The organism is Leptospira langatensis, assembly GCF_004770615.1.
GTDB classification, from domain to species: Bacteria; Spirochaetota; Leptospiria; order Leptospirales; family Leptospiraceae; genus Leptospira_B; species Leptospira_B langatensis.
The window spans coordinates 1-23,189 of record NZ_RQER01000008.1; the positions used below are offsets into that span (position 1 = coordinate 1).

General features: G+C 44.2%; 29 protein-coding genes and 3 tRNA genes. 28 read left to right on the forward strand and 4 right to left on the reverse strand.

What is annotated here, in order from left to right; genetic code table 11:
- Positions 1 to 160: 160 nt before the first annotated feature.
- From EHO57_RS13680 to EHO57_RS13805, 28 genes are all read left to right on the forward strand, one after another.
- On the forward strand, positions 161 to 943 hold the full coding sequence (locus EHO57_RS13680; RefSeq protein WP_135698320.1) for a DUF4942 domain-containing protein: 783 nt from the start codon (positions 161 to 163) through the stop codon (positions 941 to 943).
- 710 nt (positions 944 to 1,653) lie between these two features.
- Positions 1,654 to 1,854: a hypothetical protein gene (locus EHO57_RS13685; protein ID WP_135698321.1), complete on the forward strand. Its 201-nt coding sequence runs from the start codon at positions 1,654 to 1,656 to the stop codon at positions 1,852 to 1,854.
- Positions 1,851 to 2,300, forward strand: coding sequence for a hypothetical protein (locus EHO57_RS13690; protein ID WP_135698322.1), 450 nt, complete (start codon positions 1,851 to 1,853; stop codon positions 2,298 to 2,300). The genes EHO57_RS13685 and EHO57_RS13690 overlap by 4 nt, the downstream gene beginning before the upstream one ends.
- A gap of 259 nt (positions 2,301 to 2,559) precedes the next feature.
- Positions 2,560 to 2,991 (forward strand): hypothetical protein, encoded by a 432-nt coding sequence (locus tag EHO57_RS13695; RefSeq protein WP_135698323.1) that lies wholly within the window; start codon positions 2,560 to 2,562, stop codon positions 2,989 to 2,991.
- A complete protein-coding gene (locus tag EHO57_RS13700) occupies positions 2,978 to 3,457 on the forward strand; it encodes a DNA N-6-adenine-methyltransferase (protein WP_135698324.1) in 480 nt (159 codons plus the stop codon). The genes EHO57_RS13695 and EHO57_RS13700 overlap by 14 nt, the downstream gene beginning before the upstream one ends.
- A 3-nt stretch (positions 3,458 to 3,460) precedes the next feature.
- Complete coding sequence (locus EHO57_RS13705; RefSeq protein WP_135698325.1) at positions 3,461 to 3,982, forward strand: hypothetical protein; 522 nt, start codon at positions 3,461 to 3,463, stop codon at positions 3,980 to 3,982.
- A 567-nt stretch (positions 3,983 to 4,549) separates the two neighbouring features.
- A complete protein-coding gene (locus EHO57_RS13710; protein WP_135698326.1) occupies positions 4,550 to 5,464 on the forward strand; it encodes a DUF5131 family protein in 915 nt (304 codons plus the stop codon).
- A gap of 489 nt (positions 5,465 to 5,953) precedes the next feature.
- Positions 5,954 to 6,214 (forward strand): hypothetical protein, encoded by a 261-nt coding sequence (locus tag EHO57_RS13715; RefSeq protein ID WP_135698327.1) that lies wholly within the window; start codon positions 5,954 to 5,956, stop codon positions 6,212 to 6,214.
- 201 nt (positions 6,215 to 6,415) lie between these two features.
- Positions 6,416 to 6,778 (forward strand): hypothetical protein, encoded by a 363-nt coding sequence (locus EHO57_RS13720; RefSeq protein WP_135698328.1) that lies wholly within the window; start codon positions 6,416 to 6,418, stop codon positions 6,776 to 6,778.
- Between the two features lie 2 nt (positions 6,779 to 6,780).
- Positions 6,781 to 8,517, forward strand: coding sequence for an ATP-binding protein (locus tag EHO57_RS13725; protein WP_135698329.1), 1,737 nt, complete (start codon positions 6,781 to 6,783; stop codon positions 8,515 to 8,517).
- A gap of 15 nt (positions 8,518 to 8,532) precedes the next feature.
- Positions 8,533 to 8,949 (forward strand): DUF488 family protein, N3 subclade, encoded by a 417-nt coding sequence (locus EHO57_RS13730; protein WP_135698330.1) that lies wholly within the window; start codon positions 8,533 to 8,535, stop codon positions 8,947 to 8,949.
- 22 nt (positions 8,950 to 8,971) lie between these two features.
- Positions 8,972 to 9,178, forward strand: a complete 207-nt coding sequence (locus EHO57_RS13735; protein WP_135698331.1) for a LexA family transcriptional regulator — start codon at positions 8,972 to 8,974, stop codon at positions 9,176 to 9,178.
- On the forward strand, positions 9,175 to 9,576 hold the full coding sequence (locus EHO57_RS13740) for a hypothetical protein (protein ID WP_135698332.1): 402 nt from the start codon (positions 9,175 to 9,177) through the stop codon (positions 9,574 to 9,576). The genes EHO57_RS13735 and EHO57_RS13740 overlap by 4 nt, the downstream gene beginning before the upstream one ends.
- Complete coding sequence (locus tag EHO57_RS13745) at positions 9,548 to 9,982, forward strand: hypothetical protein (protein ID WP_135698333.1); 435 nt, start codon at positions 9,548 to 9,550, stop codon at positions 9,980 to 9,982. Before EHO57_RS13740 ends, EHO57_RS13745 begins: the two co-directional genes overlap by 29 nt.
- 163 nt (positions 9,983 to 10,145) lie before the next feature.
- Positions 10,146 to 10,218, forward strand: a tRNA-Gly gene (locus EHO57_RS18830).
- A gap of 52 nt (positions 10,219 to 10,270) precedes the next feature.
- Positions 10,271 to 10,344, forward strand: a tRNA-Met gene (locus EHO57_RS13750).
- Between the two features lie 53 nt (positions 10,345 to 10,397).
- Positions 10,398 to 10,931 (forward strand): HAD family hydrolase, encoded by a 534-nt coding sequence (locus EHO57_RS13755; protein WP_135698334.1) that lies wholly within the window; start codon positions 10,398 to 10,400, stop codon positions 10,929 to 10,931.
- 437 nt (positions 10,932 to 11,368) lie between these two features.
- Entirely contained in the window at positions 11,369 to 11,536 is a 168-nt protein-coding gene (locus EHO57_RS18835; RefSeq protein ID WP_167882915.1) for a hypothetical protein, read from the forward strand.
- A 499-nt stretch (positions 11,537 to 12,035) separates the two neighbouring features.
- Positions 12,036 to 12,944 (forward strand): MBL fold metallo-hydrolase, encoded by a 909-nt coding sequence (locus tag EHO57_RS13760; protein ID WP_135698335.1) that lies wholly within the window; start codon positions 12,036 to 12,038, stop codon positions 12,942 to 12,944.
- Between the two features lie 344 nt (positions 12,945 to 13,288).
- A tRNA-Tyr gene (locus EHO57_RS13765) sits at positions 13,289 to 13,367 on the forward strand.
- Positions 13,368 to 13,460: 93 nt separating this feature from the next.
- Positions 13,461 to 13,814 (forward strand): hypothetical protein, encoded by a 354-nt coding sequence (locus EHO57_RS13770; RefSeq protein WP_135698336.1) that lies wholly within the window; start codon positions 13,461 to 13,463, stop codon positions 13,812 to 13,814.
- Positions 13,815 to 13,851: 37 nt separating this feature from the next.
- Positions 13,852 to 14,835, forward strand: a complete 984-nt coding sequence (locus EHO57_RS13775; RefSeq protein WP_135698337.1) for a hypothetical protein — start codon at positions 13,852 to 13,854, stop codon at positions 14,833 to 14,835.
- Positions 14,835 to 15,377, forward strand: coding sequence for a hypothetical protein (locus tag EHO57_RS13780; protein WP_135698338.1), 543 nt, complete (start codon positions 14,835 to 14,837; stop codon positions 15,375 to 15,377). Before EHO57_RS13775 ends, EHO57_RS13780 begins: the two co-directional genes overlap by 1 nt.
- Positions 15,365 to 15,604 (forward strand): cold-shock protein, encoded by a 240-nt coding sequence (locus tag EHO57_RS13785; RefSeq protein ID WP_135698339.1) that lies wholly within the window; start codon positions 15,365 to 15,367, stop codon positions 15,602 to 15,604. The genes EHO57_RS13780 and EHO57_RS13785 overlap by 13 nt, the downstream gene beginning before the upstream one ends.
- A complete protein-coding gene (locus EHO57_RS13790) occupies positions 15,601 to 16,716 on the forward strand; it encodes a hypothetical protein (RefSeq protein ID WP_135698340.1) in 1,116 nt (371 codons plus the stop codon). Before EHO57_RS13785 ends, EHO57_RS13790 begins: the two co-directional genes overlap by 4 nt.
- Positions 16,717 to 16,744: 28 nt before the next feature.
- On the forward strand, positions 16,745 to 17,167 hold the full coding sequence (locus EHO57_RS13795; protein ID WP_135698341.1) for a hypothetical protein: 423 nt from the start codon (positions 16,745 to 16,747) through the stop codon (positions 17,165 to 17,167).
- Positions 17,168 to 17,238: 71 nt separating this feature from the next.
- Entirely contained in the window at positions 17,239 to 20,301 is a 3,063-nt protein-coding gene (locus EHO57_RS18970; protein WP_246050697.1) for a ParB N-terminal domain-containing protein, read from the forward strand.
- Positions 20,298 to 20,540: a hypothetical protein gene (locus tag EHO57_RS13805; RefSeq protein ID WP_135698342.1), complete on the forward strand. Its 243-nt coding sequence runs from the start codon at positions 20,298 to 20,300 to the stop codon at positions 20,538 to 20,540. Before EHO57_RS18970 ends, EHO57_RS13805 begins: the two co-directional genes overlap by 4 nt.
- Here the strand turns inward: EHO57_RS13805 and EHO57_RS13810 are convergent.
- From EHO57_RS13810 to EHO57_RS13825, 4 genes are all read right to left on the reverse strand, one after another.
- Positions 20,537 to 21,238, reverse strand: a complete 702-nt coding sequence (locus EHO57_RS13810) for a hypothetical protein (RefSeq protein WP_135698343.1) — start codon at positions 21,236 to 21,238, stop codon at positions 20,537 to 20,539. The two genes, EHO57_RS13805 and EHO57_RS13810, sit on opposite strands and share 4 nt — an antisense overlap.
- Before the next feature lie 171 nt (positions 21,239 to 21,409).
- The gene (locus EHO57_RS13815; RefSeq protein WP_135698344.1) at positions 21,410 to 21,748 is read right to left on the reverse strand and encodes a hypothetical protein; all 339 of its coding nucleotides are present in this window, start codon (positions 21,746 to 21,748) and stop codon (positions 21,410 to 21,412) included.
- Between the two features lie 34 nt (positions 21,749 to 21,782).
- Entirely contained in the window at positions 21,783 to 22,073 is a 291-nt protein-coding gene (locus EHO57_RS19075; protein WP_425460795.1) for a DUF6171 family protein, read from the reverse strand.
- Between the two features lie 331 nt (positions 22,074 to 22,404).
- The gene (locus tag EHO57_RS13825; RefSeq protein ID WP_135698345.1) at positions 22,405 to 23,187 is read right to left on the reverse strand and encodes a hypothetical protein; all 783 of its coding nucleotides are present in this window, start codon (positions 23,185 to 23,187) and stop codon (positions 22,405 to 22,407) included.
- Positions 23,188 to 23,189: the final 2 nt, after the last annotated feature.

Below are 23,189 nucleotides of genomic sequence, written 5' to 3' on the forward strand. Positions count from 1 at the left end.
GATGCGCAGGATGGTAAGCAAGTGGTTTGATGACTATCTGAGTTGCTTTGAGGCATCGGTAAAACTATTACGACCTACCAATGGGGGAGAATCGGGTCGCCAAGAAACTGACAAGGGATCCCTCCACATTGTGAAATAACTAAGACGTCGAGGAATTAGGATGAGAGAAACTTCAAACGAAATAGCTAAGAAACTTACATTAGAAGAGATAATTAGTATTAGGGACCAAACACTCACTGCCTTCAACAATGCCGTTGATGAGATCTTAAAAGCGCAAAAATTGCAGGAACGACTGCGCATCTATCCGTTCTCGGCGGAGATAGCTCGGGTCGGTGTAGATGATCGAAACGCCAAGGAACAAATTCGTAAGGAGCATGATCGTCACGTATGGCGGTATGTTGCGGAAAACTGCGGTTTATTTTCCTTAATGGATCGCAAGGCAAAAGAAAGCTTTGATAAAGAGCTGCAAAACGATGTCCCACCGGTTTCGGCAGAGAACCTTGCTTCCACTTTCGCACGATTAGAAGAGGAAAAAGAAAACATCTTTGAAAGGGGTGTAGTGAATGTCTTTCGCGAACTGAGCGGGAATTTTGTTTCGAATGATAGGTTTCGCATTGGCAAGAAGATCATTCTAAATGGGGGTTTTTACTGGGGAGCTGGAGACAAGATCATGGACATAGAACGGATTTTCTATGTCTTGGACCGTAAGAAACCCCCGGAATACCATCAGTCGGCAAGAAGACACATGGAAGCGGCTCGGTACCGCAACGTAAGAGAATTTTCCGACGACTATTTCAAGATCATCTCCTATAAGAATGGAAATCACCATATCTCGTTTAAACGCGAGGACTTGGTTGAGCGAGTAAACGGAATTATTGCCCGCGCATGCGGGCCGGTTGTCGGTGAACGTACCAAGAGCAAGCGATGGAAGCAAGCTGTATGATTCCCGGCAGACGATATCTATCTGACAAGGAACATTTCTTCGAGATTCGTGAGGAAACGATTCCAGTTGAAGGAAAGATTAAGAAAGAAGCTGTAGCGAGACTGTATTCCGGTGAAAACTCCAATTGTCTATCCTGGATGGTCGTGGGAGAGCGAAGCTTCCATTCTATCTTTCTTGCCTTTGAAGAAGACCTTTTCGAACTAACGGGAGGCAAGCGTGTCCTTTATTGTACGTTTTGAAAACGGAGGCAAACCGTTCTGGCTTGCACCTTGGGGAGGAGATCCGGGCCATACGGTTCTTTGCTCCAATGCAAAGGTATTTCAAACCCATTTAGGGTCACGGCGTGCTTTGAATAAAGTTGAGCGCGCTTATCCAGAGAAATGTAAGAACGGGACCATAGATAACAAAGGAAACTAAGCTCATGCTAAAGGTTTTTAAATCACAATGTAAAAACTGCTTATTCTCGAAGAATCGGATAGTAAGTCCAGAAAGAGCACGAGCAATTTTGGAGGAAACTATAGCGAAACAAAGTGAGTTTATCTGTCACAAAGCTACTATGAAAGGGGATGCAATCGTATGCCACACCTTTCATCGGAAATATGGCCATCGCTCTCAGTTAATCCGGATTGCCGAACGCTTAAAGGTGATTCGCTTTGTTCTCCATGAGGATCTAGAAAGATTACCGTCCTTTACAGAAATGGAGAATTGAAATGCCAGTTTCAGAACGTTTAAAACTCCAGCGCTACCATACTATTGGTATCTTGAGTGCTATTGAATATTGCCAAAGAACTTATTTGGATGAAGCGGCAACGGATTTGCGTAACAATTTATTGGGTGAATTCGACAACGGGGAATTGCAAGAGCTCTGTTTAGCAGAGGGCATCGATATCGACTTTTCGATGCGGAAGTGAGCAAAACATCTGGCAAAATTTGCATGGGAACAATTTTAGCACAGTCTATGGTGATGCGTGAGGAAAGGGAAGGAATGGACGATCAGATAGCGGAAATAAAAAAGCTTCATCCCTGGATGAACGGGGACCAGGCGGAATGCTTTAAACTTTATATCGATGGCATTGGTGGATTGCATCATTTTTTCGGGAAAGTTCTTCCATGCGGGAAGGGCGTGGAAGTGAAGGATACTACCAATTGGCTGGCGACGTATGACGCATCACTCTTGACCTTTCTGGTCGTTTCCGCTCACGATAGAGCTATCAGAATGGAAATCATGCCGAATAATAACAAAATGCTAAAGTTTCATTTTCACAAACGGAAACATGCAGAGAGGAACGATTTAATTTGGCAAAGACACCCAACGATCGAGGAAGCGATTGCGGTGGTTAGAACAAATAGCCGATGATACACAACGAACTACTCGGAGCAGAGGCAGAAGATTTTTCAAAGGGGAATCAGGCAACGGAACTTGCTTTCTTAGCAGGAGCAAAAAGGGGAGCAGAATTAGCCCGAGTCGAGGATCTTAAGACGTTGGAAAAGGAACTCCGTACATGGAGAACTCGCAGCGGATGCGACGGAAATACCGAACGATTGCGGAACGGGGCGGTGCTTGCACTTAAGGGATTGAAGAAGCGCATGAAGAATTTGCTTCGGGGGAAGCATTCGTGAGTAAGTTCACACGACAGGAGATAAAGAACTCTAAGCGAGCTGCCTTAAAGGAAATCCTGCGGTTTCTAAGAGCCAGTGATATCGAATCCCCATTTAAAGGACGAGATGGAGGTTACTACTCAAGAGAAAAATTCATAGTTTCATGGATAGATAATTGGAAATCTATCCCTTCCGAGTTTAGCCTAGATCTTTGCGATTCGTTTTATCAAAGTTACTCTGGATTTGTGTGCACGCTATCGCATCGAAGTATAGTCCACGAAAAACAAATAGGCGGGTATAGAAGCATCCACCGGGGATTGATAGAAGCGGCCGTAAAAATCATCGGAAAGGATAAAAAGGGACAGCTCTCCTTCTTCAGGAAATACGTTGTTCCTTATAACGAAGCGCTTAATAAAAGGAAGGAAGGAAAAGCAAATGAGCTACAGTGACAAAGCTCCTTTTCAAAGTGGCTCTGACGATTGGGCAACACCCGATTCCCTTTTTGAGGAGCTCCATAAAGAGTTCGCTTTCAATCTTGACCCTTGTGCAACAGCAACGAATGCGAAATGCACTCATTTCTACTCGAAAGAGGAGGACGGACTACTGCAAGAATGGTCAGGTAGAGTTTTGATGAATCCTCCCTACGGGCGAGAAATTGGGCGGTGGGTTGAAAAAGCTTACAGGCAAGCCCAGCAGTCTTGCGAGGTGGTAGTTTGTCTTTTACCTTCTCGGACCGATACAAAATGGTTCCATGATTACGTCTTAGGGAACGCGGAAATACGCTTCATTAAAGGTCGTCTTAAATTTGGTTCTGCGACTGAAAACGCCCCATTCCCTTGTCTATTAGCAATCTTCCGTAAGAAAAAGTCACTCGAACAGATCATCGACGATCTCAAGCAACAGTTAACGGCCTAACTCATGATTAAAGATATATCCGCAGATTTTAAATATAATCCTAAAGATGCGTACTATGCAAAAAAACTTTTGAAATACGAAGGCAAGCCAGAAGCCATCCTATATTTGGATTCCATTGCAGGCAATCTTTCGGATTATGCGTATTGGTTTTGCCTTTCTACACAATGGGTTTCTTACACTGGATGGTCCGAATTGGAGACTTGGAAAAGGCTTTTTGATTCGACCAGGCCGTCAAAGCAAACCTCGCTAATGAAACCATCCGAACTTTGTGTGTTAGCTCGATTCGCGAATGAAATCAGCATATATAGAGCTCATAGACCCGGTGAGACAGACTGGATAGCATATACAATCAATCCAGAAGTAGCTTTGCGATTCTGTCAGGAACGAGGAGCCGACGAATACGCTGAATACATTGTCAGAAAGGAAGATATTACGGCCCTTTTTCTTCGTAGGAAAGAATTCGAAATCATCGTGACTGACCGGAGCAAGGCAAATTTTGTTAGGAACCATAGGATCGATTTATGAACGTAAGTGGAAGAAACCTTCCCAAAACTTCTTTTGTTCTAACTGAGATCTGTGGACTTACTCGAGAATTGCGCCAGGCGAAAATCGGATTTATTCCTAAGCCGTGCTATATAATCGGACGCAAGATTCTTTGGGAGACTGATTTTGAACCTGTTGCGACGAACCAATCTTTAACGCCCTTGTTGATAGAGGCCGTTTTCCCTCTCTTGGCAATGCGTGGCTATACGATCATCCCGCTGCGATCTGGACAAGTAGGTCTTTCGATCGTTGATGCTGGGAACGGATCTGCTTCGATAAAGGCATTTAAAACTTTAAACGAACTTCTCATCGACGGGTGGGAATTGGCAGGAAAGGAGTCGAAGCATGAAGCCTGAAAAATTAGTAGGACTTTTATCCTTTATGAGTATCTCGAGCGTCAATAAATACTTCGACCCAGGATTGAATAGGCATAATGACCCCCGAAATCAGGATCCTCAGAGCGAGGAAGACCGCGCATACTTCTTACAACGGGCCGAGGAGAAGCGAAATAGGAAAATGAACCGTCGATTGGCACAGAAGGGGAATTAGATGCAGAAGACAAACATTGAATGGACGGATCATACTTGGAATCCCGTTACTGGATGTACTAAGGTATCGGCCGGGTGTAAGAATTGTTATGCCGAGACAATTTCAAAACGGAGGTTCGGAGAATGGAAAGAGCGTCCGTTTTCCGAAATCAAGTTAAAACCACATAAATTGGGCGAACCATTCAAAATCAAGGAACCCTCAAAATTTTTTGTGAACTCAATGTCTGACCTTTTCCACGAGGACATACCCTGGGAGTTCATTGATAAGGTTTTTGCAGTAATCGCATTAAATCCACAGCACACCTTTCAAATACTTACCAAACGTCCTGATACCATGTTTCATTTCTTTCAAAGCAGGATGATCGTTAAACCCGGACATGAGCTTGAAGAATTACAAGACATTGATTTACTTTGGCCGCTGCCAAATGTTTGGTTAGGGGTTACCGTAGAAAATCAGAAAACGGCAAACGAAAGAATCCCGATTCTACTTCAATGTCCAGCCCGGGTTCACTTTTTATCATGCGAACCGCTTTTAGAGGAGGTCGATATTTTCATCAATCGGATAGAGAACTACTATGACCATGGCGGAGATCTTCCGGATGAAGACCACAGAGAAGGCTACTTTCATTCGGTTGATTGCCCCGGAAATTGCGACTACGGGTGTGGTGGGTTCCCAATAAAAGGGAAAATAGACTGGGTGATTGCAGGGGGAGAATCCGGGCCGAATCACCGCCCTGTCGATGTCGATTGGATCCGGTCACTTAGAGATCAGTGCGCGGAATTTAACGTTGCCTTCTTTTTTAAACAATGGGGCGGGGTAAGACCAAAAGAAGGAGGGAATATCCTGGATGGTAGTACCTATTTGGAGTTTCCACAAGCCAAAGGAGAGAACAATGGGGATAAGCACCAATCATAAAGCACAATTTTCAATAAACGGACATCCAGTCCACTTTCGTAAGGATTTGCAGCCTTTCGTTCAACAGCCCGATAGCGAAGGAAGAGGCCCAGTTGCATTATCGATTCCGTGTTACCAAGACTTCCAATATTGGGCTGCGCTCGACGGATTGCCCGTTCCGTAACAATAGTTTGTAACGATTCTCGGAGGTAAATGATGAAAGACGACGATGGCATTGAGCGATCAAGAAACTGGAAGCAACTTCGCGAGCTCCGGATCCAAGCCATTCATCACCAAAGGCAAAGGAATCGCGAGGAGGTCCTTAGTAAGCTAATCGAAATCACCTATGCACAAGCATACAAGCTAAAGTTTCTTAAGGAAAATCACCCTGAGATTTACCAGGAATTGGATGATAAATAACTCTTCCTATCGCAACGCGAAATTTTCCGCGCAGGAAAACTAAAGGGAATACATTTACGAGATCACGACCATGACTCGAGGGAGAAAAGTATGCAGAAAGTCATCGCGATGGTGATCGTAATCGTTGCCATCCTGAGCATTGGGTATGTGGATCCGGAGAACGAGAAATCAAGGCAGCTTCTCGAAATGGAAGGCTTTTCTCAAATTCAAATTACCGGATTCCGCTTCCTTGGGTGCGCCGAGGAAGACGATCTGGCAATTGGGTTTAAGGCGATCAAAAACGGTTTCACCGTAACTGGAACGATTTGCTCAAGCTTTTTTGGTAAAGGTCACACTATTCGTTACGACTAAGCCATCACCTAGATTCTCTGAGCCACGGTTCGGGGAATATTGGAGATGAGTTATTCTTGCTCGCCTCAATGTCGGATTGGCGGAATTGGTTGACGCTGAAAGTTGAAAGGCAAAGCCCGCGTTAGCGATGACGGAGGATGGGCGTACTGGAGAGTTCGAATCCTCCATCCGGCTTCAAGAGTTTTTCTTTGGAGAGGGTTTATGACCAAAATAGTATTTCAATTTCCAACAACGCGGCATGAAATAGATGAAGCCCCTGGAAATTTTCATTCTATTCCTAGAGTTCACGACTACGTAAGCTTCGGACCGTCCGAAAGTTGCGGATTTGTGGAAAGTATTACTTGGGGGTTCCGGGAAGGGTTTTATCCTCAAATTTTTATTAAACTCGTGAAGGAATCTCCTATTTTGCAATTCATCGCGGAAGAGCAAACAGGACGAATTGATATCGATGAAATTCTTGAAAGATTGAATCTTGAAAAAGATTTGCATGAGCCCGGCAATGAGAGTTGGGTCGCCTTTCAAAGATGTATTGAAATTATAGAGGATAGCTCAAAAGAGGTTTAGGTATGGCAATGAAAGAAAAATCTTTAGTTCTTTCAAGAGATCTGAGTCTTCCGGCTGACGCTGTAACACAGACTATCTCGATTCTGGCGAAACGTGGGGCTGGAAAGACTCATACCGCTTCGATTCTGGCGGAAGAATTTATCAAAGCAGGAATCCCATTCGTTGTGCTGGATCCAACTGGTGCTTGGTGGGGACTTCGTTCCGGAAAAGATGGCAAAGCGAACGGAGGATATCCTGTTTACATTATTGGAGGTGAGCACGGAATTCCATTGGAATACACTGCCGGGAAAGTTATTGCCGAACAAGTTGCCCTGCATCCTTCGTTTTACGTGATCGATTTATCGCATTTTGGTTCGAACAAGGAGCAAAATCATTTCGTTACGGATTTTGCCGAAGCGCTCTACCGAATAAAGGCTAAGAATAGAAGTCCGCTCCATTTATTCTTGGACGAAGCGGATGCAATGGCTCCGCAACAACCCCTTCCCGGTGAACAGAGAATGCTTGGGGCCTTCCAAGCTATTGTTCGTCGCGGAAGGATCCACGGAATTGGAATAACTCTAATAAGTCAACGGGCCGCCTCTATCAACAAGGGTGTTTTAACACAAACCGAATGTTTGGTTGTACTTCAAACGACTTCACCGCAGGACCAAAAAGCAATCGAAGAGTGGATTAAGAGAAATGGAACCGACGAAGAAAGAAGGACCGTTATGCAAAGCCTGGCCTCTCTTGAAAAGGGGGTCGCTTGGGTCTGGTCGCCCGCATGGCTGGAAACCTTAAAGAAGGTTAAGATTCGCGATAGACTAACTTACAATTCGTCCGCCACTCCAAAAATGGAAGCAGGAGGTAAATTCATTGGTCCGGATTTAAAACCGGTCGATTTGGAGAAGCTGGGGGCTCAAATTAAAGCCACCATTCAGAAAGCTGAAGATAATAATCCGATTAAATTGCAGAAACGCATTCGCGAGTTAGAGCTCGCTTTGACATCCCGGAATTCTGTAAACCCAGAGAGGGAAAGAGAACTTCACCGTTTACAAAATTCCAATGAAAAGATTTTAGAAGAGAATCGAGCCTTACGAGCATACCAGCAAGAACTATTGACAACCCTCGAAACTGCATCTGGAATACTTGCAAAGATCCCCATATATAAGAGAAAGGAAACTGAAGCCTCCGCATTCCTCAAAATTGATCTCCATAGCTCTAAGTTGACCGAAACACAACCGATTCCCCCAATGGAAAGACCAAGGCCAGCAATCGAAGAAAACAGGAGCGAGAGGACGCTTGCCAAAGGTGAAAAAAGTTTATTATCGGCCCTTGTGCAATGGTTCCCAAACGGAATGACGGAAGGGCAAATGCGGACGCATGCCGGCCTGCGGAAGAGTGGAACATTTTCTCAATACAAGCGGAAGTTGAAAGTCCTACAGCTTTTAGAAGAACGAGGGGGCTTAATATATGCCACGCAAAAAGGGATTGATGAATTAGGTGTAGTACTGCCGAGCCCCAAAAACACCGAGGAAGTTCTCGCGATTTGGAATCCTAAGCTTAGCGATGGCGCTAGAAGAATGTTAAATTGTTTGGTTCAGCTCCGTGGGGAATCGATCTCCGACGAAGAGCTTCAACTTCGAGCCGGTTTAAAGAAATCTGGAACGTATAGCCAATACAAAAATCAATTGCGTACCGCAAACCTTGCCACGGTGAATGGAAAATTAATCTCCGCAAACCGTGAAACGCTCCTTCTATAGGCGGGAATTTACGTTATGCAGATCTATACTTCCTACCACCACAAAACGGACATTCTACTCGAGAACGGGATAGTGGTGTTCAACATATCAAGATTTGCGCCGAGATGGATCGCCAAAGGCAAACAGCTCCATTTCCTATCTTTAGCTCCAACAGAAGAGATGGTAAAGGCAGGTTATGAATGGGAACAGTTTGAAGACCAAATACTAAAACCTCTAAATCCTGCTGAGGTAGTAGCTCGACTTCGGATCATGGCAAATCTCCTATCAGGTAGCAGAGCCACAGCTATAGCTCTATGTTGCTACGAGAAAGATCCGGATAAGTGTCACCGAAGAAGGGTAGCCTGGTGGTTAACGAATGCAGGATATCCTACGTTCGAATATTACGAACAATCATCAGAAGGACCGGTTCTCTTTCCCCTTTCTTCCTCCTAAGGATTACCGTAAATGAAAATTCATGGGAACACTCTTAGAACACGAATATCCATGGATCATGGCAAAGAATCGCAAGCAGAAGGAAGCGGAAGACGCTGTTAAAGCGTTACTAGAGGAAAATGGTTATCAACCCACTTACCAAGAGGTCGCCGACCGCTTAAAGTTATCTAAAACGGCAGTCTATAACCGGCTTCGTGGTTCGTCCGTCAAGATGAGAACGTTTAAATGAAAACGCTCAATACTAAGATCAATCATTTACGATTGCTTGTAAAATCCTTTCAGATATTAAATTTCCCTGCTACTTCCCAGCTTTCACCAGAGGAATTTTTGCGCACAGCTCTCAATCACGAGCCACCCATCTGCTGTTTGGAGTCTGACCTAACGTTTTCACCGGAACGTGGGCCAAACCCCAACAGCGAGAATTTAACAATCATTGTCGCATTTCCGAATTGGCGAACTGATTCGCGGGCGATCTTGCATGTCGATCTGGAAAAGGCCATCGATGCAATGATAGACCTTATTGAAGATGAAGGTCTTCCACCACTCGATGAAATCATCTTGGAAGAAAGCAGACCGGAGATAACAAGAGAGGGGAGCAATGGCGAAAACAACTTATCCAATTCATAAAACACCATCCGAGTATGCTGGGAAGACAGTTACTGTCAAAGGGTTCCCTGGGATAGAATTTAAAGTCGAGGATTGGTGGGACCGGGTTCAGTTGAAATCTTGGCGCGAATCCACCGAACTTAAGGAAGTTTTGAATTACGCAGTTCGTACCCCTTTTGGCAACACGGATGACGAAGTTCTATTAGGAACTGTCAGCAATAGTAAAGTCTTGTTTCACGCCTCGGAGATCGACGAAGTGCTCCCGCTTGCGGAACAAAAAAGGAAGTCTTGTCCGGCTTGCGGTAACATTCACGAAGAGGAATATTCTTTCTTTCTTTCGGGCCAAACTGTGGAAAACGCATGCCGTTCCTGTTGGGAGAAGCATTGCAACAACGAATGGCATGAACCGGAAGGAGCAACGGGATAAGCAGATCTTAGAAATTATTTTTGCAGGAGGAAATTACCATGGCTTCGAAAACGCCTAAGGCAGATTCGAAAACCGGAACAAAAAAACCGGCCGCAAAGAAATCAACCAAGAAGAAGTAAGAGCGGGACAGTGTCCCCCGTACCGGACGGAATTCCGGTCAACTGTGAATATGGTGTTAGCGGAAAGCATGGCGGTCTTCCAAACCGCGGGGGTGAGTTCGAATCTCGCTATTCACAAGTTCCTTTTTTCATGGGAACACCTTATTTGCCGAGTAAACTTAAGTTTAAAAGCGGCGGTAGTTCAGCGGTTAGAACACGGGTCTCATAAGCCCGGGGTCGTGGGTTCGATTCCCACCCCCGCTAGAAGGTTGAATTATAAGGACTTACTTCTATGGAAAACGGAGTGACCAGTCGCTATGAATAACAATGCACCAATTAACATCGAAAACTTAGAGGTTAGACCAGCTCTTTGCCTCGACTTTGACGGTACAGTCCGGCGGAGCAAGCGAGGGCTGGATTTCCATGAAGGAACGGCCGATATCGAACTGGTGCCAGGGATCGAAGAAAAGATTTGGCAATTTAGAAATGCCAGACATCTGATTCTCGGAATTTCTAACCAGGCAGGAGTAGCTTGGGGATTCAAGTCACCAAATCAAGTTTCCGCGGAGATGGATTACACTCTTTCGCTTTTCAGCAAAAATCCGTTCCATCTGGTTAAGTATTGTTTCCATGACGCAAAGGGGTCCCTCTTCCCATATAATTACCGCTCTCTTCTCCGAAAACCAGACATTGGAATGTTAGCGTTGATGGAAGTGGAGAGCTTTCAAGAAGGCTTTATCATCGATTGGGACAGAAGTCTCTTTGTGGGAGACCGCCCCGAAGATGAAGCTTGCGCAAAGAACGCAGGCATTGCGTTTCAACATATTTCGGAATTCTTGACGCATGGCTGATTTAGATCGAAATACATTTCTCATAATTTGGTCAATCTGCGGTGTCATTACTTGGATCGCTGAACAAATTCGAAAAGTTTATGAGGCGAAGACAGGCCACGAGTACTTTGGAAAAGCGAACAAATATCGTTTAACGATTGGTTCCTTATTCTACTTGTGTATCACAGTTATCTTTGGACCCATCGGATGGGTTGAGTACATCCCCTCTTTAAGAAACCTCGTCGAGAATGGTATCACCCTTTTTGCAGAAGGCTTTGATAGTTTCTTAGAAGTTACGATCTTTTCTATAACGTTCAAAAAGAAGGATCAATGAATGGACCTTAACCTGCTGACCGTTCTTGCTTTTCACTGGATATCCCTTACCGCAATTTTTTTCGCGCAGTATAAAGCCAGAAAGGGCAGGGAAACTCAAAGTCTCACAAGCGAGGTTCCGGAGAATGAGTGATAATTGGGAAGGATTCAGCGAAGAAGAAGTAGAGGAATTTACGAAAATGCTTCGAGCCGAATTCGAGCGGCAATTCGGAACTATACAGTCCACTTTAAAGAGAATGGAAGATAAGCTCGATAAAGTTTTAAATAAAATCGAAGCTTTAGGAAAGCAATAATCCCCCCATGAATTTTCTAAAATCATATCAGCGAGAAAGAAGAACCCCAACTGCAATCGTTATGGTCCCTGGGGAAAGTCAAAAGACAAACCCTGCAATGAACGGAAACTCTTCGCAAATCGCAGCCCTTGAATCTGAAATCAAAGTCCTCAAACAACGAATAGAGGCTCTGGAATGGTATCATTACCCATTGATGGGTTGCTGTATCGGTTGTTTTATTTATATTTGCTGCGCTTACTATATGGAACGCAATCAATCCGGTCCGATACGGACGTGCGTGAAAGGATTGGCTTATGAGTATTACGACCCCAAGCCAGCGGACAAAAGCTCATTGGAAAAAGATCGCATCTATTTTAGATGCCCAACGAAATGAGAACCCGAATGAACATCCTATTTCTTGGATTAGTTCTCTCGGGATTTGGCGTCTTACTTGGTTATTGCAAAATCTTTCTGAACTCATTCGGAATAAGCATGGCAAACCCCCAGAGGAGAACAACGAATGAAAGTTATTGCATTGGGCGTGAATTCCGCCTTTGCCGTTGGAGAATTTGATTCAGAAGGAAAATATTCACCTAAATTTCAATCTAATTTCCTACTCGAATTCGAATCGCGGGGAAAGGGTTGTGTAGATGGAAAGCCGGTATTTCGGTTCTGTCTAGATTTTGGCGGGGATATCCGACATTCTCTAAAAGGGGTCGGACTAAGCATGTCAGACGTCGACGCCTGGTATTGCTCTCATCCCCACGCCGATCACATAGGAGGATTAGAAGGAATTGCGTTAAGCACTTTCTTCCATCCTTTTTGGAATGCTGAAAAGGCTGAGTGGTCTAAAGCATCCAAAATTCCAATAATCGAGCGCTTGATGGCTGGCGAGGAGTTACCGGAAGAATGTAAGCCAATAATGATGGGCCATCCGGCCGTGTTAAGGGCGATTTGGCATGCGGGGAAACCGGGTTTAAATACGCTCCAAGGTATCACGAAAGTTAATTTAGGAATTTATTTCCGGCTTGTTCCGATGCACGCTGGTGTTCCGCACACATTCCAGGATGGGAATCGGGAATGGACCGTGTATACAATCGAATCAACCCATGTGAAAGCCGGAATGGAATCCATGCCAAGCTATGGACTTATGTTCGAATCGTCGGACGGAAAGTGCGTTTATTTTCCTACCGACACATTGTTTATGAATCCGAAGACTATGGCAGCTTTTTATCGCAAAGCAAACGTCATTTATCAGGATACTGAAACGGGACCTCGAAGTGAGGTGCATTCACATATTGATGATATCAGATTAGCGGATCCGGAGATTAAGAAGAAGTGCTATCTGTATCATTACAATGCACCCCCAGAAGTGGAAGAAGGCGAATTTGCTGGAGTTCTACAACGTGGAGAAGTGCATCTGTACTAATGGAGCGCTTATCCGATTTCGAAATCGAAGAAATCACTCGAAGTCTTCATTCTGACTTTTCCCTGCGACAAGAACAAACGCGTGGTCAAGTTGGAATTTGCCCCTCTTGTAAATATCCTACAAAGCGCTTGATAATCGATTCACCAAGCAAGGCTTTCCTTCGAATTATTGACTCCCGGGGCCATAAGCTCTGGAACGGAAAAATTAATGGAAGTTGCTTAATCTGTTTATCATGCGGATCCCGGTGGTTTGAAATTCCTTCCGAGCAGATTGTCCGGACCTGATTTGAATTAACCCCAAAAAGAATGGGAACAAAGGGGGAATATCTTAGCTTTCTTATACCTGTAGGAGTGGCTGAGCGGTCGAAAGCGCCGGATTGTAGCTCCGGTATTCCACACGGTGGTTCGAATCCATCCTCCTACAGTGAGCTGCCTGGATGACGTAATTGAAGGTGATAGATTCGTCCGATACGCGCTTACAGCATAGGCTCAAAGAATCTTTGATAGGTGGATTACAATGTCCGAAGCAAATCAACAAGACCAAACACCCCCAGAACAACCAGGCCAAGACGGAGAAATCCCGTCAGCTCCTCCAGTTGTGGATGACCAAGAACCCGTAGCTCCTGCTCCAGCAGCCGCCACTATTGTTGCCAATCCCCCTCAGGCCTCTTTTCCTAAGCCGAATGAGGATGATGTCGCAGAAATTATTGCTTACAAAATCTCGCAGGAGCTTCCAAACGAAGATAAACAACTCTTGTATGATACGATTGTATCCGGAATAGCAAATAAGCAACCTAGAGATTCCGCTTTGCATATCCTCTTTTGGCAAGGGATTAAGCTGCTCGTTGATCGGGGTTTGTTCAAGGATTAAGCAAAAACCCTCCTCCTTTGCTGAGGGGGGTTTCTTTATGAAACGGGAATCACCATTTTCAGAATTTCGAGCGTTGCGAGAGCTGCAGTATGCTTGGTTATACTATTTTCTATCCCTGCAATATTCATTTCTTGGTGAGCACAAAGATGCGATCCACATTGAAATCCAAAAAGGATTATGGTCTGATACGTTCGGCATTTTGCGTAAGAAATTTTTCGGAAAACTTTTAGGGCGGCCAAGATTCCTCGGAAAAGAGATCCTTGTTCGTCCGGAGCCAGGGGAAGATTATTCGCAATTTGCCAAGAAAGCAAGACCTAAAATACTCGAGTTTCCGGAAGGAGTTGTTTCACGGGAGACCCTCAATGAAGAAGACCAAGCAATCTTTGACTTCCTGGCACAAGACTGGAATCAGGTTTATAAAAAAGAGCGGGATAAAGCTACGATATTAGGATACATCGCCGAGTACATGCTCGATGAGGGAGCGGATCCGGACGAAATAAAAACATTAACTCTTCCTGAATTTTCAGCTAAAGCGGAATCATATAATCTTCCTGGTCTGGCGGATATTGATGGCCTTATGGAAAGAACGGGATTGTCTAAAGAACAGACTTACGGTCTCGTATATGCGCAGGCAAAAGGAGCCGAGTGGCTAGCAATCTACGATCAAAACGGGAATAGATCTGGTCGTGCCTATGACTTAATTACGAAAATGTACCGCGAACAAATCGCAGAGGCATTAGCTAGGAATGCCACGGAAAGTGAAATTAGGTCCTTAATGGTTTCACCGGATGACGATTCCATAAGAGAAGCCCTTGGACTTTTTGAAGTTGGCATCTCTGACTTAGAAAGATCGCAAAGGGAAGCGGATTACGAGAATCTTGTAAGAACGCATTTGAACCGAGATATGCAACGATTTGCGTACACGGAAACCGCAATAAATTTTAACAACGGCCTACTGTTGATGCACGTTAACGAAGGGAAAGGTCCGCAATACGTAAAATTTTCAGGCGGTAACTATTGATGCCTCCAAATCCGATTGTTTGCGAGAAATGCCAGGAATTCCTCGGAGTAATTTGTCGGATTTTCCCTTCGGAAGGTTCCCTTTATGATGAAGGATACATGGCTTCTCTAGGATTAACCTTTCTTGGAGGAGACCAATTCTCTGGTGACAATATAACCACTACCGCAAGCTGGATTGGAAAGACAAATGCGGGGCGTAATTGGAATGAATGGTGGCCAACTTGCCCTTGTCACCCTAACTGCAGCCATTATTGGGAAATTTTCTCCGGAGCAGGCGCAAAAGAGCACTTCGAAGATATCGACGATATCTTTTCGCAGGGGAAAAAACGAGACACTCGATTTCGCGACATTGAGCATCATACGTATGACCAAGACTTAGAAGCAAACCGTGAAGCAATCCGTCTGGAGAAGAAATACGGCCCAATTAAGCGGAAATCTTCCTTCACGAATGGCCTCTGGGAGGAACCTACCTGTGATGACGACCATGAGGAGGACTCTTGGTTTTCTGATTACATTGATTGGAGAATCCAATGCCTATCTTAACAGGACGCGTAAGAAAATATATACCATGGAACCGCGATCAAAACGTTGGTGGGTACGGATTTATTACAGACGATTCCGGTACAGAATATTTCTTCCACGCAAAATATTCTAATTTAACTGATGAAGACTTTCGCGTTGGCCTTCTTGTTAAGTTTGAGATAAGGGAAGGATTTGATAACAAAAGGGGCCGACTTTCCCAACAAGCCTCGAAGGTTGACCGTGCATGAGAAAAGTTGGAAAAGGAGGTTCGACTCCCTTCGAAATTGGGACAAAGCCTAACCAATTAACTCCGCTAACTAATGAGGAATTACTAAATCGGCGCGGGGAATCGGCAATTTGGTATAGAATGAGCCCTTGTCCTTGTCCTTCGGGTGACCAAATCCCGGATTGCCCTTTTTGTTACTCTGGTTTAATTAGGACCTTCCAAGAAGAACTGATAATTCAAGAAGAACTTGCCGAGCGCGTTACCGGAAATTGCGTTTTCACTCGCTATGCTCCAATAAGTAAGATTGATGAGGCTAAACTTTTCCAACGCGGAAGTAAGAAAGACCTTTCTATTATGAAGGTCCACGAGGACCATTTTGAAGTTTTAGAACCTCTTAAATACTGGAACCAGGTAGAGTTGAAATACCGGGTTAAAATGATCGAAGAAATAATTGTGGAAGGTTCCGGATCGAACGAATACGTCCTTTTTCCAAAATTACCGGACGGGGCCTTGACCGGAGTTGTAGAGGTATTCAAAATTCCGGAAATAGGAGAACCTATTCCTGTAAAATATTCCGGCTTTACCTTGAATTCGATTGTTTTCCCTGAACGCGTAAATGGCCTTCATAGAGCAAAAATTAAATTCGTTTCGGCAATTAAGATCGGGTACAAAACATTCAACGTGGATCCATCTAATAAGCCCTTTGACAAAAGCCAACTCACTTTCCAATCCGGCGAATTGATGGGCGTGCTCGGTTCCGGATATCGGATCGGTGAAGGAGACATCATTACTCTACTGGTTTCGAAACTTCGCCATTCTGAATATATTCACTTTAAACCAAATGGAAAGGCGATCGATAAGGTAGCATATTCTCCTATTTTCGAGATAGATTCTATTATCTCCAAGGAAAGAGATGGCCTCAAACTCTGGAAGCAAGGTAGAGATTACATTCTCTTTGGAGATTCGGAGGTTCAATGGCTCACCGATAAGCCCCGAGGTGGCTACACTATTATTTACGACTATCACCCGAGCTTCCGAGTTACAGGGTTTATCGAGGCTGGAGACGGTGAAAATCGTCCTAAGCCAAGGATCTTTAAAATGAAGCCTGTTTCCAGTTTTAATGCTCGGGATTAGAATGGGAAGATTCTAAAGAGCAATTCAAATGAAATCCATGAATAAATATTTAAAAATCATTACTTATTACTGGGATGTTTTTACGTTCACTACCGGTAAGTTTTTCATTCTACCCATTTTCCTTTTTAGCATGTTAAAGATGGCATGGGTTCTATGGAAGCAAAAGCTCAAGCTAAGAACTGCCCCAATCGGACAAGTCATCCTGATTCACTATAATCCAGAAACAATTCAAAGTCCGGAATTACTAGCGCCTATTATTGAAGAAAGCATCTTTAAACCCTTTCGCCTTCTTCACAATGTGGATCCTATAGTATTGATTCTCCCCCTCGGAATGACCTTGCAAAGCGGAACAATACAAGGATTACTACGAAGTTTGAATGCCGATCAGCGCGCCGAAATCCAACGGCAATTATATCAATTTAGAAATAAGATTGAAGTGGTTCCTGGATAATGCAAACGCTTTCGTCGGACGATATTACTGAGGAAGTCGCTTCCCGGATCCTGGATAAAATACACCTCTCTATGACCAAAGAAGATCCGATTTGGCAAGAGCTGGCGATGTCGGATTATTCAAGACAGGATGATGAGGGCTATATAAACCAGCTTTCGAGAAACGGCCTACATAAGGTTCTTACTGCCTCTGAAAAAGAGCTCGGAGTCGATGCAAAAATTGCCCTCTCCCAGGAGTTCAAGAAACTTGGTGCCAGCTTTCTCTCGCAATATCTGAAATCATGGGCCAAGCTTGACTCGGGTCAAGAAATTGAAAAATCTATGATTGGCTATTTTGATTTTATCGAGGTTTCTAAAGGAACTTTTTCGAATAAGCTTCGTCAAGGCCCGTCGGAAGCGCAGAAAGCCGCCGGAAATTATCGAAAATTACACATCTCCATCCAAGGATTGAATATAGCGATCGAGAATAAAAAGGGGTCGTTTCGAAGCGGAATATCTGACTCAGGCAAAGCTTGGAAAACTAAAATACATTTTGATTATGGATATATCAAACGAACAACCGGGGCGGATGGAGATCATGTAGACGTTTTCATCGGCCCGGATCATGAATCGGATATCGTTTTCGTAATCAATCAACTGAACGCAGATGGAACGTTCGATGAGCACAAAGTTATGCTTGGCTTCCACGATGAAAAATCTGCCAAATTTGGTTACTTATTAAATTACACCAAAGGCTGGAAAGGTTTGGGCTCCATCGTAGCCTTAACGATGCCACAATTCAAACAATGGTTGGAATCTGGAGAAACCACGAGAGAGTTAAAGGATCCGAAGGTAGAGTTCTTAAAATCGGTTCTTGCAGAAATTCGAAGACCATGGGTAAAAGAGATAGTCGCGATCACTAAGGCTTCGAACTTAATAAAAAAAAAAGTGTTGGTCAGGGGTAAAACTGGACCATACTATGCTAATAGAAGTATCAGGATAGGAGAAGAAGACCATGGCATCCGCAGATCCGCAGGAGGAATTGGCCGAGAGAGCGAAGAACATCCAGAGAATCCTGAAGGAAAAAGGGTACAAGGGGGAGGTTCTGAAGAGAACAATGAAATATTTACTTCGCCATCCGGATATACAGCCGACGGAAGTAATCTCTTACGAGGCCTTACTGAAGGCGGGAGAAGAAATTTCACCAAAAGTTTCCCAAACCTCCCTGGATCTATCCAAGACCTAATCGTTCGAACTAAACCAGTTTTAAGAACTGCCGATCCCGAAAAACTAAAGGCGATGAATGCCGAGGCATTTTTCGATCCAAAACCGAACATAATTTATCTAAAAGAGACATTTTCGAAAGACGAGCTTGTACATGAACTTATTCATTACGCCGACTGGAATAATTTCATCGATAGAAAAGCAGAACTGCAATATCGCAAGGATGCGACGGCGGCCGGTCTTCTTATTCACGAAAATTTACTTTCATTAGATAAAGATGACGTACCTTCGGAATATTATGAGGACTGGTTTTGGGGGAACGCATATCTAAAGTTAGGAAAAGGGGGATCTCCCTCTGCTCTACCCATACCAGATTTCACAAGTATAGAAAATTTCCTGCAGCAAAATCAAACCAAGTGTACATCCTCAACCGCTGCTGTGCTCGCACTGTTCCATCACCTTGAGACAGAAGCTGGATACAAATTCAGGATCCAGCATTTATATGAAGAAGTATTAACATACGGTTTACAGGATGAGCAAGATAAAATCGACGGCATAATAAACATTGATTTTGAAAAATCTTTACTACCGGCTGACGGAAATTCATTTTTTCAGCGTATAATGACATCTCTCGAGAAGCTTCGTTGGATTTTCAAAGGAAGAGGATTCCCGCTTGGGACCTCTAGAGTTTGGGCGGATAAGAAGACAAGAATCAAGACTGCAGACGGATGGAAGATACAAAAAGTTCCGAAGGAACATGGGGGAGGGCAAGTCGATCCTGCAATCAGCAAGAAAGAGGAAGTTAAGCCTAAGAATAAAGGTATTGAACACCCTTCTACGATCCCTTTCAACCAACTACGAAGAATTAAGCAATATACCGATGAAAAGGATATTGATCGAGAGCAGATTAACACTCTCAAAGAAAGGATTCTAAACGAAGGATATGACCCATCCTTTCCGATCATGGTGGATAAACAAGATGGTTTATGGACTGTAGTTGCCGGGAATCACCGACATATTGCCGTAGAAGAGCTAGTACAAGAGGGAAAGTTGCCTGACAATTTCCCGATTCCGGTTGTGGTCAAAGAATTTGCTTCCACAAATGAACGACTTGCGGCGCAGGTTGCTGAAAATCAAAGAAGGACTGTACTACCTACCGACGAAGCAACTGCTTATGGCCAGATGGTTTCAAACGGATGGAGTACTCAAAAGATTGCGGAAAAACTCGGAAAAACCCCGGGAGAAATAAACAAACGCCTAGCATTGAATAATCTCACTCCTGATCTCTTTCAATTGGTGAAGAAAAAGGATCGCTCCTTACCGTTGGGAATTGCGGAAGTCTTAGGAATGTTTGCAACAGATGCTTCTGGAAATCCCAATTCCACCATTCAACTTCGTGCCTTTAAATGGTATGTTGAAAATCGGAGTAAGTATCCTGGCCGTGGCCCATCGGTTCTCCAGAGCTATATTAAAGACCTTCAATCCGGAGAGATTGAGAGTTTTGATCTTAACTCGGTTGCTACGGATATCCAACGGGAAGCTTTAAGGACTGTTTCGATGGAAAAAGCGATTACAAATAGGAAGATGCTCGAGATCATGCTGGACTCTCTTTCTAAATCCTATCAAAGGATCCTAGGCGATAACATCAATGCCCTCCAGCCTGAGACCGTTAAGGAATTGGCAGCTTCCCTGGCAGTATCAAGTGATAAGGGCGTTCAATCATCGGCCGTAATGGGAAGACTAGACGTGATTATTCGCGATTTATCTATTATCAAGGATTCCATTTCCAAAAAGATGAAAGAAATTGAGGCCGATGCCGCAACCCCATTTATGTTTGCCAAATCTGAGCTGGTCGATTTTCTTTCCGACACCGATTACACGCTTAATTTATCATATACTCTCTGGAACGAATACACAAGGAACGCCGCATGACGCCTAATCAGGAACCTAATAAAGACATCTCCTTCAATAATCATCCCCGCGTATGCAGCCTGCGCGCTGTTCTTACCGAATGTATTGCCTTTGGGGGACTCCCTCACAATACATTCCAGGGAGTCTTTAAAGAAATCGACGATGCTTTTATGGAACGAGACCACTTACTTACCTTTATCGAAAGAACAGGCAAGGCTGGAGATTACGAAAAATTTAAGCAAACAGGGCAATTTGATTAAGGTGCGCAAAGAGTAAGTGAACCGCTGGTTGACGTTACTTCAAAGTCTCCAGCGCTACTTCCAGAGCCAGTAAACTTAGTGAGTCGTCCATCGTTATATTCTCTAGTTCCGAAGTTATCCACTATTTGAGAAACGAGCGAACCAGTATAGGAATAAGCAATCGAAGAATTCGAGCTAGCTACAGTACTAACTGTATAGTTCCCATGAGCATCCGCTTGCGAATAATTGATCGGAGTGATTAGGCTAGCTCCATTCGGTAAACCGGAACCTATCGAAGTCTGCACTAGGTCCGCCCCGTTAGAAGAAAACGATACCTCTACGGTTTGTGTTCCCGACTGATCTTCAATGATGTTTGTTATTTTAGAGCCTCTAAACCCAACTAAGAAGACATTCCGGAATGTCGGTAGATCAATGGTACTTGCTTTAAACGCAAGATAAGATCCAAATTCGTAAATATTCGTTTCGGTATTATTATCCGTGCATGTTACGGTAAAGCCCGAGGCGGAGCATACAAAAATCTGCGAAGTAGCAGGAATTGTGTAAGAGGATGGAATTATTCTGCAATCTCCTGATCCTCCCGTAGTAGCAGACCCCGGATCCAGCAGTCTGGAAAGAGTGTGCATTTCGTCCTTCTTGGCCTGGTCATCTTCACATGCAAAAAATCCGGCAAAAAATAATAAGAAAATCAATCGTTTCATAGCAATGCTCCCCGCTATAAATACCAGGATAGGGGTAAAATGCCGGTGTTGTCACCACTTTTATTTGGTGGTCGTTAAAAAATTGCGTTATGCAGTATGAGCTCGTTAGACGCCATTGCGGCCCGCCAAAATACTGTTCGGTGAGCTCATACTATCAAAATGGGTGATTTCTCAGGCTTTTGAGGCTTTTCCGCTTGCGGAAGGAGTTTTTTCGCTGCCGGTCAAAGCCAAAGTGGAACTCAATAGGGACGTAGCGATTTCTTCGGCCTCCGCCAGCGCCTTATCTCGCTCCTTGCCAAGCATGATCCCTGTTAGGACTAACTCGGAAAGTTGCTGAGTTATTAACTGGTCGTTGACGCTTGGATAATTTGTTGATAATTTATCCTTCAATGCAATGACCTTCGTCATCGTCTCTTTTGCGTTTTGCGTAGCAACTGCTGGCTCAATCCCTTTGCTAATATCACTCTTGGCTAACTGGGATATTTGTTGAAATACGACTGAATCGTTCATTTGATTTCCTCCACAACAAGACATTTCTTTTCCTTCACCATTTACCCATTGGGCACGATTGACTTTGTACTTTCGTTTTCAATCGGACAAAGCAAAGGCAAACGGAGCATTGCTCCATGGTTGGTATCGCCTTCCAGAGTAGTTCGCAATCTAAGCAGATTCCCATTCTTTTCTCGGAAAATGTTTTATTCTCTACTGACTGTTCCAAAATTAACTCCAGAATTGACCCGGGACGGTATATTCGTTCACCAAAACCCAATTCAAAAATTGATATTTGTAGACTTTGTATTTTGTAAACCAGCTTGGAACATGACAGGTATTGCAACTATTGATACAACACGTCGACCAGCAACATTGTACAAAAGTAGTACCTCCAGTCCAACAAAGCCCAAGGTGAAGCGTCTGAGTGTAACCTGGTCCGCAACCTGGACAATTGGAGGTGAAAAATGGCCCGGTGTCATAGCACGAATTTGAACCTCCACAATTCAAACAATCCGGAGCAGTTACGCCGAGATCTATTTGCTCATCAACGACATGCCATTCATCGCCGATTGTGTAAGAACCAGCCGGAAATACATCGTATCTATTTGAACTAACATTCCCCACCCAATGGCCACCTGCTCCAGATACTGGTGAAGCAGGCCCCACAGGTGGGGTTATGCGAAAGGGCGCCAGGTCACTCCTTCATCATTGGTCCAATAGGCATAATTCCCTTGAGTGCGGACTTGGAACTTGGCATTGTCGAAACCGGCAGAAGGAACGGTGCGAATAAAGTCCTTAGCCTCGACATAGTTAAACAACCAGTTAATCGCGTTCGTTAGGGTGGTGCGGTCCCCAATAGCAGGGTTCAAACCCACCCCAACACCGAGAAATTGCGGATCATAGACTGGGAGTAATAATGTGGCTTCGGTAATAGGCCCACCAATGACATCTCTTTTGTAATGCAAAAGTCCTACACGGCCAGTGGTCGGACTAGGAGCAGGGAGGGACGGAACCCACTGTTCAAACAATTTTACTTCATTTGTCTTTCTCGTTGGGCCGGATCCTGGTTGGAAAGATTTTCCTGCGGTATCCCAAAGCATTAAAGCTGCGGGATCGGTGAGACTTTGATCTAAGAGTATTTCGTAAATGCCTGCTAAAGCATCTGGATTCGGAATCAGCGATACCGCTGGGAAACGGAAAACGGTATCTGGTCTAATGATGATTCCGGAATCAACTTCAATGTTCGTTCCATCGGTGGTTACACCAAAACCAATGTATGTATCTTCCGCCTGTCCAATTGCAGCTAGAATAGCAGTAAGGATTGCCGGAACGATAGAATGTTCTGGATTGGCCCCGGAAAATCTGTCGAAATCATCCGGGTTGATCTTTTGAAAAGCATTCGTATGGAAGACTTTTACCTGATTTCCAACTAAGGAAATAGCAACTTCATTTGCCATTT